Below are 12,975 nucleotides of genomic sequence, written 5' to 3' on the forward strand. Positions count from 1 at the left end.
TCCTTTCTTATTAGATGGACGGCTTGGATGAACGGAGCGTGAGATCAAGAGACGGCAGGTGTAAAAAGCAAGGCGCCGGAACCGGCGTTTTCGAAAACGGATCCTTAGCGCAGCCTGTGAACGTAAGAGCCGATCCACGACCGGCTGTAATGTTCCCGGACCCGGATGACCAGCTTGTCGGGATATACCCGTACAAGAAGACTCTCGCTCTTCGGCGGATGTACCTGCTTCTCATCGAAATCAAGCACTTTCCGTATCGAGGAAGAGCCGACGGAGAGAAAGCCGGTCCGGACCGCCTGGCCGCCGAGACTCCAGTCATAATGGGAATGGCCGGAGAAAAGAACGGCCTGCGGATAATCTTCTAAGACCCTGCGGAACGCCTTATAGTCCGTAACCCCCCGTTCCTGCCCGGAGCCTTTCAGCGTATGGACAAGCGGCTGGTGCAGGAAGACGAACACCGGCTTGCCGGGATGCGTCCGGGAAGCTTCGGACAAGCGGCCGGCGAACCAGTTCATCTGCTCGGCTGACAAGTAAGCGTCTTCCCGGGCATCTTTATCGACGTCCCGGTAGCCTTCCCCGCTAAGGAAGATGAACGTGTATCCGGCCGCTTCGGCCTCGTGATAGGGCTTCTCGTAGCCGAAGGAGCGGGTGAACAGCTCCACCGCCTGGCGAGTGGACCAGAACGGATTAAGTTTTGACGTATCGGCAGAGCCGAAAGGCGTGCGCCACATCCGGTAATACTCGTGATTGCCCATCGTCGCATGAAGAGGCGGGTGGGGCATGGCGTTCAGCGCCTTTGCCAGCGCGTCGTAATCCGCCGGATTGCCGCCCGTCAAGTCGCCGTTAAGCACCATCATGCCGCTTTCCGGCGCAATAGCGGCATGATCCAGCAAGGCCGTCCGCAGGAGTTCCTGCGACAGCTTGTCGTGCGCCTCGATATGAATATCGCTCAGCACGGAAAACGTCAGCAGCGGCGGCGTCTCTTCCGGAGCGGACGGACGTCCGCCGTCCGCTCCGGCCTTCTGCCCGGGCCGCTGCGCAGCCGCTGCGGCAGGCAGCGCTTTTGCCGCAGGCGCCTCTTGCCGGCGCTGCGGAGGCAGGCAGACGACTGCGCAGCAGAGCAGAAAAACCGCGGCGGCGTAATGAAAACACTTCACGGAGCAACCCCTCCGTTTCCATCGTCAGGATCATTTGGATTAGTGTTCCTTGCCGCCTGTTTTCTATGCGTAAGCCCCGGGCCGGAGCGCGGTTATCCTCAGGTCTGATACCGGCCCCGACTTAGGTCCAGGACCAAAAACCGCCGCGAGTCCGTTTTGGCGAATGCCGCTGTCGACTAGAATAAAGACATAAGATAACGACAACGAAAGGCGGTGACGCAAAAAGATGAAACGCAATCCTAACATGGGCCTCGCGATCGTGCTGATCGCATTCGGAGCCTGGCTGATTCTCGGCAAACTGGGCATTCACCTGGGGCCGATTATGAGTTACCTGATTCCGATCGGAATGATCGTGGTCGGCTACTTCGGGATTCAAAGAGGCAGCAAGCTGGGCTGGGTAATCGCCCTCCTCGGGATCTTCGCCCTTCTAGGCAAAATGACGACATTGTTCATTATCCTGATCGCTGTCGCCATGATCGCGTTCGGTGTATCGATGCTGAAAGGCACATCCAATTCATAAGGCCAAGACGCTGATAAAAGAAGGTGGTAAAAACAATGAGCATTCTGAAACGAATTCGTGATATAACGGTAGCAACGCTGAACGAGCGGCTGGAGGAAAGCGAAGATCCTATCCGCCTGATCGACCAATATCTCTCGGCCAAGAGAGAACAGCTCATGCAAAGCGAGCGGCTGCATCAGCAGTGTTCGGCACACGCCTCCTCGCTGAGACAACAATACTTAAGTGCACTGGAAACGAAAGAGAAACGCGAGCAGCAGGCCGCACTCGCCCTGAAAGCGGGCGAAGAGAACATGGCCCGCATGATCCTTCACGAGAAGCTTCAAGCCGAAGAGCGCAGCGACCAGTACCGCGGCCTCTACGAGCAGGCGAGACAGTCGGCCGCCGAGCTGGAAGAAGAGCTTCAGGCCATGCGCGCCGATTACCAGGAAGTGCTCGATAAGCGCGGCTACTACATGGCCCGCATGGAGTCGGCAAGGCTGCAGCAGCGGCTGAACGCCCGCCTGGGCTACGGAGACGGTTCCTCGTCGCCCCGCATGTTTTACCGGATGGAAGAGCACGTATCCGATATGGAGATGCAGGCACACGTCCTTCGCGACCTGCGCCGTGCAACCCGGGAAGGCGGCTCCGAGAACCCGAATCCGGCTTTAGAGAAGGAGCTTGAGGCGCTGCGCCGCAAGATTAACCGGGAGGAGTCATAATACATGAGAAAACTATACCGCTCGCGCACCGACAAGAAAGTAACGGGACTTTGCGGCGGACTTGCGGATGTGTTGAACGTCGATGCAACCCTGCTGCGGCTGCTCACAGTCGTCGCGGTATTCATCACCAGCGGTTCGCTGATCCTGCTTTACTTCATCGCCAGCTTTATCGTGCCTAAGGAACCGGGCTTCGACCCACCGCGCGGCCCTTACGGACCGGGCCCGTACGGCGGAGACTCCTACGGTCCTTACGGCAACCCCAACAACAATAACTATGGCGGCTCTTACGGCGGCAACCAGGCTTACAACGGCTGGAACGGCAAAGAAGCCAGAAACGGCAGACAGCAGTCCGCCGCCGGGTCCTCTTTCGGAGCGCCTAAGGCCGATAATATCGATGAAATGATGAAAGATATCGAGAAAAAAGCGATGCAGCGCGAAATCGAGGAGCTCAGAGGCAAACTCGACCGCCTGGAAAAGCACCAAAAACCAACCAATAACGATTCCAAAGGAGATGTATAAACATGGGAGTTTTTTCGAGAATTAAAGATATGACGAAGGCGTCTATTCACGAGGTATTGGATAAGGTCGAAGATCCGGTCGTTATGCTCAACCAGTATATCCGCGACATGGAAGAAGAAATCGCGAAAGCGGAAGTTACCGTGGCGAAGCAAATCGCCAACGAGCGCAAGCTGAAACAGCGCCTGGAAGAAAGCGTACGCCTGTCCGCCGACCGTGAAGGCAGAGCGGCAGCCGCGCTGAAAGACGGCGAAGAGCAAGCGGCACGCCAAGCGCTTGAAGAGAAGTTGTACCACGACGAGAAAATCGCCGAGTATACCGATCTCCACGAAGCTTCCAAAGGTCAAGCTTCCGAGCTGACCCAGCAGCTTCACGACATGAAAGACGAGTATTACAAGCTGCGCAACAAGCGCAACGAGCTGGCGGCCCGCACGCAGCTGGCCAAAGCGAAAAAGCAGATGGCGCAAGTGAGCTACAACGGTGTGATCGAAAGCGGCAATGCCTCCAGAGGCTTCCAGCGCATCGAGGAGAAAATCATCCAGCTGGAAGTGGAAGCGGAAATCGCCCGCAAGCCTTACGTACCGGCATCCGGCTACAGCAGCGCGTCCAGCTACAACCCGTCCGACTCCGCCAAACAGGCTAAAGTCGACGAGCAGCTCCAGCAGCTGAAGAACAAAATCGGCGGCGGAACGAAAGCCGAGAAGTAATCGGCTGAAGCACGCAGCTTTATGGCTGACCGGCGGACCCCGGAATTCAGAGCAGGAATTCCGCGGACCCCGGCCGGTTCAACCCTGCAATAAGCGGTACCTCTTGCACAGCTATACCTGTTCTGGCCTTCGGAGATCGGACTCCGGAGGCTTTTTTTCGTCTTCCCGGTTCCGGTTGATGGACCCGTCGACGACGCGCCGCCGCACGGACGGCAAGAGCGAATTGCACCCGGACGCGGAGCGCATACTACGGAAAAGAAAGGAGATGAACCCCGAATGACTAAATCCAACAATTCCAAAGAGCAGGATATTCACGAAAAAGAAAACAAGCAGCGCAAAAGCACCCCGTCCGAATCCGGCGGTGTCGACAAAAAACTGAGCGGGCCGAATTTTCCCGCGACGTAGCAGCATTCAGGGCCTTGCGGACGCGAGAGATCTTATCCAGCCCCTTTGCTTTCTTTTCCCTCAATTGTATAATGGAATGGAAAAGAAAATGTCCATGACATTGATCACAGGGGAGTGAACCGATTATGGTGATGTCTTTTGACTCATATATGAGAGACATGGTACAACCAATGCGTGAGGATCTGACCCGCATCGGCGTGAAGGAACTTCTGACGCCCGAGCAGGTAGCCGAGACGCTGGAGAATGCGGAAGGAACGCTGCTGCTCGTTATCAACTCCGTTTGCGGCTGTGCGGCGGGCCAATGCCGTCCCGGCGTTGCCAAAGCTCTGCAGAACGAAGTGAAGCCGGATCACCTGTATACCGTTTTCGCCGGTCAGGAGAAAGAAGCGACGGCTAAAGCCCGTGAATATCTGGCGCCTTACCCGCCTTCGTCGCCTTCGATCGCGCTGTTCAAAGACGGCCAGCTGGTGCATTTTATCCAGCGCCACCAAATCGAAGACCGTTCCGCCGACATGATTGCCGGCGATCTGACGGATGCCTTCGAAAAGTACTGCAAATAAGAACGAGGCCGTTAACCGGGTCCGTTCTCGATAAAGCAAGCTCCTGCGGCCGTCTTTTGACGGAAGCGGGGGCTTTTTTCTTGCGGGGAGGGGCGCTTTTCCGGCGAGCTGCGGCTTAAATTAGGCATGTGGCCCTAACACGTTGAGCACATCAGACTATAGCCCATCCCGGAGGAATTGAGTAAAGTTTTAATATAAAGAGAGGTTTCCAAAAGCTGGAGGAAAGGAGCCAAGGCTTTAAGCCGGGCTGCGATTTTTTCCGGTACCGGAAACGTCCGTGGACGTGAGTGTACATTGAACGGCTGAATCCGGAGACGGCATGGGTTTCTCATGCGACCGGAGGAGGTGGTTGTGCGGATAATGATCGGAATGAGCGGCGCGGGGTACAAACGGCGGCAGGATGCTGATTACAAAGCGGTGAACGAAGCAGGCAAAGGAGGTTTTTTGAAAGCGTTTACTATCGGTGAAAAGATTGTCCACTTTAACGAGAAAGAAGGGAAATGAATGAAAAGTAACAAAAAAATAAAAATGACCTGGCTGAGCTTCTTTGCGCTCCTGCTGGCACTGCTTCCTCTGTTCAACACGGGCGCTGGCAGGGTCTCGGCAGCCGAACCGTCCAAAATCGTCGGGTATTTTACTTCCTGGGGAATTTACGGCCGCAATTATCAAGTTAAAGATATCGACGGCTCCAAAATCACTCATTTGAATTATGCCTTTGCGGATATTTGCTGGGGCGGGGTGCACGGCAACAATTCGACCGACAGCCCTAACAAGCAGACGTGGTCTTGTACGGATTCTCACGTGCCTCTTCAGTCTAAATCCGTTCCGAACGGAACCATCGTACTCGGGGAACCGTGGGCGGACGTAAATACGCCGTACGCCGGCTACTCGTACGAGGAGTGCGACCAGAAGGCGCTTTGCGGCAACTTCGCGGGTCTGCGCGACCTTAAGAAAAAGAATCCGTCGCTCAAAACGCTTATCTCCGTGGGCGGCTGGACTTGGTCCAACCGTTTCTCGGAAACGGCTGCGAGTGCGGCGACGCGCGAAACTTTCGCCAATTCCGCGGTCGAATTTATCCGCACGTACGGTTTCGACGGCGTGGATCTGGACTGGGAGTATCCGGTAGCCGGCGGTCTGTCCGGCAACACTTACAGCCCTGCGGATAAGCAGAACTACACGCTTCTGCTCAAGAAGGTCCGCGAGAAACTGGACGCGGCCGGAACCGCGGACGGCAAGAAATATCTCTTGACCATCGCGTCCGGCGCCAGCCAGAAGTATGCGAACAACACAGAGCTTTCCGAGATCGCCAAAACCGTCGACTGGATCAACATCATGACATATGATTTCCACGGCGGCTGGGAGAAGTCGACCAACCATAACGCGGCGCTCTACCCGGACCCGAACGATCCGTCCACGGGCGAAATCAAGAAGTTCAACACAAGTGACGCGATCGACATTTACTTCCAGTCAGGCGTTCCGGCCAACAAGCTGGTGCTCGGTCTTCCTTTCTACGGCAAGGGCTGGAAGGGCTGCCCTCCCGGACCGAACAATGACGGCCAGTACCAGACCTGCGTAGGGGGCTGGGACGGCAACGTTCTGCCGACCGGCACATGGGACGACTGGGCGTCCGGTAACAGCGGTACGTTCGATTACGGCGATATCATGGCCAACTACGTAAACAAGAACGGCTTCACCCGCTACTGGAACGACACGACCAAAACGCCGTATCTGTTCAACCCGACGAGCGGCACGTTCATCTCTTATGAAGACACGCAATCCATTGCCGCCAAAACGGCTTATATCAAAAGCAAGGGCCTGGCCGGAGCGATGTTCTGGGAAACCAGCTCCGATTGCCGTACCAGCCCGAAATTCTCCTGCACCGTCAAGCTGCTCGATAAAGTAGCCGCGGACCTTCAGACTCCGGCAACTCCGGATACTCAGGCACCGACGGCGGTTACGAATCTGATCTCTACCGGCAAAACAGCGACCAGCGTAGCGTTGAGCTGGACGGCCGCAACGGATAACGTCGGCGTAGCCGGTTACGAAGTGTCCTACGGCACGACGAAAGTCAATGCGACGGGAACGACGGCCAATATTACGGGACTGACAGCCGAGACTGCCTATACGTTCACGGTAAAAGCGAAGGACGCGGCGGGCAACGTCTCCGCGCCGGCTTCCGTGACCGTTACGACGGCGAGCGGAACGACAACTCCGGATACTCAGGCGCCGACAGCGGTAACGAATCTTGTCTCTACCGGAAAAACATCCACCAGCGCGGCTCTGAGCTGGACAGCGGCGACGGATAACGTAGGCGTTACGGGCTATGACGTCACTTACGGCACGAAAACCGTCTCCACGACGGCTACAAGCCTCAACGTGACCGACCTTACGCCGAACACGGCTTATACGTTCACGGTAAAAGCGAAGGACGCGGCGGGCAACGTCTCCGCCCCTGCAGCCGTATCCGTTACGACGGACCCTGCGACGAACCCCGGATCTCCGGTTCAGCCGACTTTCACGGTAACGAGCGATTGGGGTACCGGCTACAACTTCAGCTTTTCCATCAAAAATACGGGTACGACCCCGATTACGAACTGGAAGCTGGAATTCGACTACACGGGCAGCATCACATCCGTTTGGGATGCGTCCATCGTCAGCTCCGCCAACAACCATTTCGTAATTAAAGGCGCCGGCTGGAACAACACGCTTCAGCCCGGAGCAACCGTTACTTTCGGAGGCGCCGGACTTGTTAAAGCCCAGCCGACGAACATTGTCGTAACGGGCAGCTAAGACGCTGCGCGGATTTTTGAGTAAGGTAATCTGACATGATAAACCGTCCCGGCCATCCTTTTGGTGGTTGGGGCGGTTTTCTTTGTGGTAATATAAGTTCAAACCTTAGGTGTGGAGAAGGAGGATTTTTTTAATGAGCCTGCAGCAGGAGATTATCCAGGAACTTGGCGTTAAACCGCAGATAGACGTTCAGGAAGAAATCCGTAAACGTGTGGATTTTTTGAAGCAGTATGTAAAAACGGCGGGCGTATCCGGTCTGCTCATCGCCATCAGCGGGGGCATCGACAGCGCGGTAGCCGCCGGTCTGTGTAAAATAGCGACGGACGAGCTGACGCAGGAGAGCGGTAAAGAGTATAAGACGGTCGGCGTTTTCCAGCCGTACGGGACCCAAGAAGATATTCATGACAGCTACGCGACGGCGGATGCTTTTAACCTTAAGTACCGCATGGAAACCAACATCGAAGAAGCGGTGAACGAAATTGCGCTCGAAGTCGAATTCGGCTTGAAAAATGCGGGAGACTCCCGCCATATGAGCAAAGAGGGCAAGGGGAACGTGAAAGCGAGAACACGGATGGTCGTCCAGTACGCCATCGCTTTCGAAATGAACCTGCTCGTCGTCGGTACGGACCATGCTTCCGAGGCGATCACGGGCTTCTTTACGAAGTGGGGCGACGGCGCGGTCGATATCACTCCGCTCAGCTCCCTCAACAAGCGTCAAGTACGCGCGCTGGCGGCCGGGCTGGGCGTTCCGGACAGCGTCCTTCATAAAGCGCCGACTGCCGGACTATGGGAAGGACAGACGGATGAGAAGGAGCTCGGAGTGAGCTACGAGGATAACAGCGACTATCTGGAAGGCAAGGAGATTAATCCCGAAGCCGCGCAGAAGCTTGAGAAGCATTATATGAAGACGAGACATAAGCGCAACAGCATTCCCGGCATCTAGATCAGGATTCGGACAGAGCCTGCGCGGCCGGTGCATATCGGAGCGGAGATAACGTTCTTTTCGGTAAAAAGAGAATGAAGAAGCGGAGGAGCCGGGCTCTTCCGCTTCTTTGGCATATGCACGCGGCTCACAAAGGAACGGAAGAGAGTGATTCCGTTACTCTTTTAGCGGAGGGGAACAAGTTGCGGCGGAGATCGACACAAGCGAAGCCATTGCGGCCTCCCTGCGAGTCCGGGAGCAGCAGCGGGAGCGAATCACTTCTATACCGCGCGAAGCTCCCAGCGTGCGGTGTCCGGCGTCACATGGCGATGGTCAGCATGATGCCGGCCGGACAGCAACGCCGGTTGTCTTGAAAGGCTTTCTCATTCTTGCGCAGGGCAGGACGTCCCGGCTTGACCTTGCGGAATGGCCGTGCCACAATCAGGCAAGGTGAACGAACCGAAATAACGATGAGTGACGGAGGCGTGCGGATGATTATCGGGGTCGGAATGGACATGGTTGACATCGCCCGTGTAGCGGGGCTTCTGCGGGAAGAGAGCGGCGAGCGCTTCATGCGGAGAATTTTAACGGAAGAGGAACAGCGGCTTGCGGCCGGAAAAAGGGGCAGGCTGGCCGAGTTTACGGCAGGGCGTTTTGCCGCGAAAGAGGCTGTGGTGAAGGCGCTGGGGTGCGGAATCGGCCGTCAGGCGGGTTTTCATGACGTCAGCGTCCTTCCGGACGAAGCGGGCAAGCCCCATTGCTTCTTATCCGAGGGGGCCAGGCAGCGTCTGGGGCTCGGACAGGACGTTGTCGTTCATTTGAGCATCACGCACACGGAAACGATGGCGGCGGCTTATGCGGTTGTCGAGCGGATCTAGCCGGGAAGAGGACGAGCTATAGCCGGACGGCTCTCCTGATTGCAGTCCGTGCGCCAAAGCCGGCCGGCTGCGCGCTGTACAAGGGGCGGGGGGCGTGTAACTTTCAGACGCAAAAAAAAGACAGCCCGTTACCGGAAGCTGTCCGTGCTGTGCGCGCTGCCTGAGTCTTTGCCCGGAGGGCTGCATAACATGCGGCTTGCGGCCGCAAACGAGGTGAGCGCCGCACTACGCTCCGTGTTCCTTTCCCCAATGATGAAACACCGGTCTGAGCCGGGCCGGCGGCCAAGCGGAATGCTTGGCACGCGAAGCAGGGCTTACGCGACACACGGTTGCAAGAACCTGCGGCGCTATCCCGTTACAGGTGCCGGCGGCCTTGTCAGGGACCAGGCGCATACAAGCAGGCTGAGCCCGCTCATCCCCTGCAAAATAACGCCCGAGTAGCCCAGATACCAGAGGGCCATCACGATCGTAAGCGCGAAGAGCCACAGGCCGAGCCAGAAGAGACGGCGGTCGGCGGCCGCTCCGAGCAGGACGAATACGACCGAGAGCAGGAACGCTCTCAGCAGAGCGACGAAATAAGGGCCGACAGCCTGCACGTATTCGAGCACGGCCACGGCGCCGATCAGCATAACGGCGGGGAAGGCAAGCATAACCAGAGTGATGGAGCTTTCCCGTGCGGCGCCGGATTTGCGGCGCGTTTTTACCCAAACCGCGATGCTGGCAAGCACGGCCGCCGCGAATACTCCCTGAGCGAGCCAGTCCAAATCGATCCAGTCCTGAAAGAAATCGACCGCCGCCGCGACGACTCCCTGAATGCCCCATACAGCCAGATAAGGCGCGAGCCAGCGGAAACCGGAAGGAATCACGGCCGGTCTGCCGGGTGCCGTTCGGGCTTCTTTCATTTGTACAACCTCCGTTCTCGAATCCAATCATCCGAAAAAGTCCGAATACGACAAGAATACCCAATTCGGCGTGCAAAAACAAGCAAAGGCCGGGCGGTTCCATCCTCCCTTCATTTGCTTTATAATAAAAGGTTGTGGGTGTTCAAAACGTGAGCCCCGGAGAGGAGAGGGAATCCAGGTGGCAGAGCTTGAACGGCAGCAGGAACTCAATGAGCCGGCATCGGCTGAAGAAGGAGGAGTTCCGGTAAAGCCGAAGAAAACGAAAACGGCATCCAAAACGGAAAAAACACCGCCGGTGGAATATCCGATGGAACAAAAACAATTTTTCTCCGCCAATTTGTTGGCGTGGTATTTGATACATCGCCGCGATCTCCCTTGGAGACGCAGCCGCAACCCGTACTATATATGGATTTCGGAAGTGATGCTCCAGCAGACGAGAGTGGATACGGTGATTCCGTATTTTCACCGCTTCGTCGATTTGTTTCCGACGGTAGAGGCATTGGCCGAAGCTCCGGAGGATGAGGTTCTGAAAGCGTGGGAGGGGCTTGGCTACTATTCCCGCGCGAGGAACCTCCAGCAGGCCGTACGCGAGGTCCACGAGCGCTACGGGGGTATCGTGCCGGACACGAAGGAGGACATCTCCTCCCTCAGAGGGGTAGGCCCGTATACGTCGGGCGCGATACTCAGCATCGCGTACAACAAGCCGGAGCCCGCCGTCGACGGCAACGTCATGCGGGTGCTTTCGCGTTACTTCCTCATCGAGGAAGATATCGCGAAGCCTGCCGCAAGAGTGGGGATGGAGCGGCTGGCCCGCGAGCTCATCCCCGAAGGCTCCGCGGGGGACTTCAACCAGGCGCTGATGGAGCTCGGCGCCATGGTTTGCACCCCGCGCTCGCCGCAGTGCCTGACCTGCCCGGTCATGGACCACTGCTCGGGCAGGCTTGCCGGCAGGGAAGAGACCCTGCCGGTGAAGAGCAAGGCCAAGCCGCCTAAGCCGGAGCGGCGGCTTGTGGCCCTGATCGAGGGCGAGGGAGAGAACGCCGGGCGGATTCTTATCCGCCAGCGGCCCCAGGAGGGCCTCCTCGCCTGCATGTGGGAGCTGCCGCACGTAGAGCTGCGGACGCCCGCCCAAGGCGGCGTCCACGGCGCTCTAGCGGCAGCGGAACCTCCCGGCCCCGCTGGCGGGCCGGAGCCGCTTCTCGCTGCGGCGGATGAAGCCGCAGCAGCTTCCGCCGGCGCGGACAGCCCGGCGAAGCGGGGCCGCCGCGGCAAAGCCGCCGCTGCGGGGAGCGAGGCTCCCGCAGCCTGGCCGGGCGACGCGTACAGCATGGAGCAGCTGCGCGCCGCGCTGGCCGAGGAGGAGCACGTGGACGTGCTCCCGCAGGGCTGGATCGCCGATACGAACCACACCTTCAGCCATCTGTACTGGGACATGAAGGTGTACCGGTGCCGGCTCGGCGGCGAGGGAGGCGCTCCCGCGGGACAGCTGCCTTACCGCTACCGCTGGATGTCGCCGGAGGAGCTGGAGCGCTACGCGTTCCCGAACGTGTTCCTGCGCGTCTTGAAGATGTACGCGGAGGAACAGGGCATTTGGGGGAAGTAAACCCGGCCTTTCCGGCCGCTGCCGTCTGAATGCGCATCACAGGGAAGTAAAGCGGGAACAATGGCGCTAACCGTGCCTTCGCAGCTCCTTCGGTGCATCGATCGTTAGCCGTGGCGTCCCGAACGCTTCCGGATCTGTTCGGAAGCGTCACGCCCGACGGCAGCCGGTTCTTCTTTGCACTGCTTGTCCGCTCCGGCTCTGCTGCGCAAGGTGCGAAGAACGCGCCGCCCGGAAAGGCAGACAGCCTTTATGCCTTGCAGGCGAAATTTCATAAACAACATACAGCCGCCTATAAAAAAAGACGCCCTCCCAGGCTTATCGCCTGAGGAGGGCGTCTTGCGTATACCGGAATTATTTCTTAGCTGCTTCGTAACGCTTGTTAACGGCATCCCAGTTAACAACGTTCCAGAAAGCGGAGATGTAGTCCGGACGTTTGTTTTGGTATTTCAGGTAGTAAGCGTGCTCCCATACGTCCAGTCCGAGAAGCGGAGTGTCGCCTTCGAAGAGCGGGCTGTCCTGGTTAGGCAGGCTGTATACTTTCAGCTGGCCGTCTTTGCCCAGAGCAAGCCAAGCCCAGCCGCTGCCGAAACGGGTAGTCGCCGCTTTGGCGAAGTCTTCTTTGAATTTATCAAAACCGCCCAGCTCGCTGTCGATAGCTTGAGCCAAAGCGCCGGTAGGCTGACCGCCGGCGTTAGGAGCGATAGTTTCCCAGAAGAGGGAGTGGTTGGCGTGTCCGCCGCCGTTGTTGCGTACTGCAGTGCGGATCGCTTCCGGAATGCTGTTCAGATCGCTGATCAGGTCTTCCAGGGATTTGTTTTGAAGGTCGGCATGGCCTTCAAGTGCCGCGTTCAGGTTCGTTACGTATGTGTTGTGATGACGGTCGTGGTGAATTTCCATCGTTGTTGCGTCGATGTGCGGTTCCAGTGCGTTATTCGGGTAAGGTAGAGCCGGTAATTGATGTGCCATGATTTAAATACCTCCTAAGCGATATGTTAACACTTACCTGTTTATTATAAGACGATTTTTGATAGTAAATCAACATTTATGTATATTAAGTCGGTTAGACCATACTCTCCCGCCTTCTTTCGATCTCCCGGATGACCTGCGCATGTATAGCCGTACCCTGTGCGTTGAGCCAGGGAGACAGCTCGCTCATCACCGAGTGGTGATAAGATAATTCATCTTCATCCCAGGCGGAAGCGTCCAGTGAACTCAATTCGTGCAGATGCCGTCTTTCCTGCTGTGCCATTTTTTTCACCTCCTTTTATTAAGAATGACCGGAAACCGGAGTTATTATCAGAAATTTTCTGCAAGAAG

Annotated in this window: 16 protein-coding genes and 1 pseudogene; 12 read left to right on the plus strand and 5 right to left on the minus strand. The window is 57.2% G+C overall.

From position 1 onward, the window contains the following. Nucleotides 1–104 precede the first annotated feature (104 nt). Entirely contained in the window at nucleotides 105–1,157 is a 1,053-nt protein-coding gene (locus C4S74_RS16815; RefSeq protein ID WP_103996455.1) for a metallophosphoesterase, read from the minus strand. A 226-nt stretch (nucleotides 1,158–1,383) separates the two neighbouring features. Between C4S74_RS16815 and C4S74_RS16820 the strand changes: the two genes are divergently transcribed. The 11 genes and pseudogenes from C4S74_RS16820 to acpS all read left to right on the plus strand — a co-directional run bounded on the left by C4S74_RS16820 (nucleotide 1,384) and on the right by acpS (nucleotide 9,153). Then, nucleotides 1,384–1,677: a hypothetical protein gene (locus tag C4S74_RS16820; protein ID WP_009676300.1), complete on the plus strand. Its 294-nt coding sequence runs from the start codon at nucleotides 1,384–1,386 to the stop codon at nucleotides 1,675–1,677. Nucleotides 1,678–1,712: 35 nt separating this feature from the next. Continuing rightward, the gene (locus tag C4S74_RS16825; protein ID WP_103996456.1) at nucleotides 1,713–2,375 is read left to right on the plus strand and encodes a PspA/IM30 family protein; all 663 of its coding nucleotides are present in this window, start codon (nucleotides 1,713–1,715) and stop codon (nucleotides 2,373–2,375) included. A 3-nt stretch (nucleotides 2,376–2,378) separates the two neighbouring features. Further along, nucleotides 2,379–2,894 carry a PspC domain-containing protein gene (locus C4S74_RS16830; RefSeq protein ID WP_103996457.1) on the plus strand — a complete coding sequence of 172 codons (516 nt, stop codon included), beginning with the start codon at nucleotides 2,379–2,381 and terminating at the stop codon, nucleotides 2,892–2,894. Between the two features lie 2 nt (nucleotides 2,895–2,896). Next, nucleotides 2,897–3,598, plus strand: a complete 702-nt coding sequence (locus tag C4S74_RS16835) for a PspA/IM30 family protein (protein ID WP_103996458.1) — start codon at nucleotides 2,897–2,899, stop codon at nucleotides 3,596–3,598. A gap of 276 nt (nucleotides 3,599–3,874) precedes the next feature. Beyond that, nucleotides 3,875–4,003 (plus strand): hypothetical protein, encoded by a 129-nt coding sequence (locus tag C4S74_RS27050; protein WP_258042510.1) that lies wholly within the window; start codon nucleotides 3,875–3,877, stop codon nucleotides 4,001–4,003. Between the two features lie 125 nt (nucleotides 4,004–4,128). Further along, on the plus strand, nucleotides 4,129–4,563 hold the full coding sequence (locus C4S74_RS16840; RefSeq protein WP_103996459.1) for a BrxA/BrxB family bacilliredoxin: 435 nt from the start codon (nucleotides 4,129–4,131) through the stop codon (nucleotides 4,561–4,563). A 351-nt stretch (nucleotides 4,564–4,914) separates the two neighbouring features. Next, complete coding sequence (locus C4S74_RS26620) at nucleotides 4,915–5,067, plus strand: hypothetical protein (RefSeq protein ID WP_181024451.1); 153 nt, start codon at nucleotides 4,915–4,917, stop codon at nucleotides 5,065–5,067. A 24-nt stretch (nucleotides 5,068–5,091) separates the two neighbouring features. Beyond that, nucleotides 5,092–6,729 (plus strand): annotated as a pseudogene (locus C4S74_RS16845) (glycosyl hydrolase family 18 protein); the annotation flags it as partial. 12 nt (nucleotides 6,730–6,741) lie between these two features. Further along, complete coding sequence (locus tag C4S74_RS27260) at nucleotides 6,742–7,353, plus strand: cellulose binding domain-containing protein (protein WP_374755406.1); 612 nt, start codon at nucleotides 6,742–6,744, stop codon at nucleotides 7,351–7,353. A gap of 133 nt (nucleotides 7,354–7,486) precedes the next feature. After that, nucleotides 7,487–8,296 (plus strand): ammonia-dependent NAD(+) synthetase, encoded by an 810-nt coding sequence (nadE, locus tag C4S74_RS16850; RefSeq protein ID WP_103996461.1) that lies wholly within the window; start codon nucleotides 7,487–7,489, stop codon nucleotides 8,294–8,296. A 470-nt stretch (nucleotides 8,297–8,766) separates the two neighbouring features. Then, on the plus strand, nucleotides 8,767–9,153 hold the full coding sequence (acpS, locus tag C4S74_RS16855; RefSeq protein ID WP_103996462.1) for a holo-ACP synthase: 387 nt from the start codon (nucleotides 8,767–8,769) through the stop codon (nucleotides 9,151–9,153). Nucleotides 9,154–9,500: 347 nt separating this feature from the next. Here acpS and C4S74_RS16860 read toward each other — a convergent pair whose 3' ends face one another. Then, nucleotides 9,501–10,055 carry a hypothetical protein gene (locus tag C4S74_RS16860; protein ID WP_103996463.1) on the minus strand — a complete coding sequence of 185 codons (555 nt, stop codon included), beginning with the start codon at nucleotides 10,053–10,055 and terminating at the stop codon, nucleotides 9,501–9,503. A 307-nt stretch (nucleotides 10,056–10,362) separates the two neighbouring features. Here C4S74_RS16860 and mutY point away from each other — a divergent pair, with 307 nt between their 5' ends. Then, a complete protein-coding gene (gene mutY / locus C4S74_RS16865; protein WP_103996523.1) occupies nucleotides 10,363–11,658 on the plus strand; it encodes an A/G-specific adenine glycosylase in 1,296 nt (431 codons plus the stop codon). Nucleotides 11,659–11,762: 104 nt separating this feature from the next. On the opposite strand, the gene C4S74_RS26625 is transcribed toward mutY, so the two are convergent. From C4S74_RS26625 to C4S74_RS16875, 3 genes are all read right to left on the minus strand, one after another. Beyond that, nucleotides 11,763–11,930 (minus strand): hypothetical protein, encoded by a 168-nt coding sequence (locus C4S74_RS26625; RefSeq protein ID WP_181024452.1) that lies wholly within the window; start codon nucleotides 11,928–11,930, stop codon nucleotides 11,763–11,765. Between the two features lie 79 nt (nucleotides 11,931–12,009). After that, on the minus strand, nucleotides 12,010–12,624 hold the full coding sequence (locus tag C4S74_RS16870; protein ID WP_009676925.1) for a superoxide dismutase: 615 nt from the start codon (nucleotides 12,622–12,624) through the stop codon (nucleotides 12,010–12,012). Between the two features lie 94 nt (nucleotides 12,625–12,718). Further along, a complete protein-coding gene (locus C4S74_RS16875) occupies nucleotides 12,719–12,907 on the minus strand; it encodes a hypothetical protein (protein ID WP_103996464.1) in 189 nt (62 codons plus the stop codon). Nucleotides 12,908–12,975: the final 68 nt, after the last annotated feature.

Source organism: Paenibacillus sp. UNC499MF, assembly GCF_900107975.1.
Taxonomy (GTDB): domain Bacteria; phylum Bacillota; class Bacilli; order Paenibacillales; family NBRC-103111; genus Paenibacillus_F.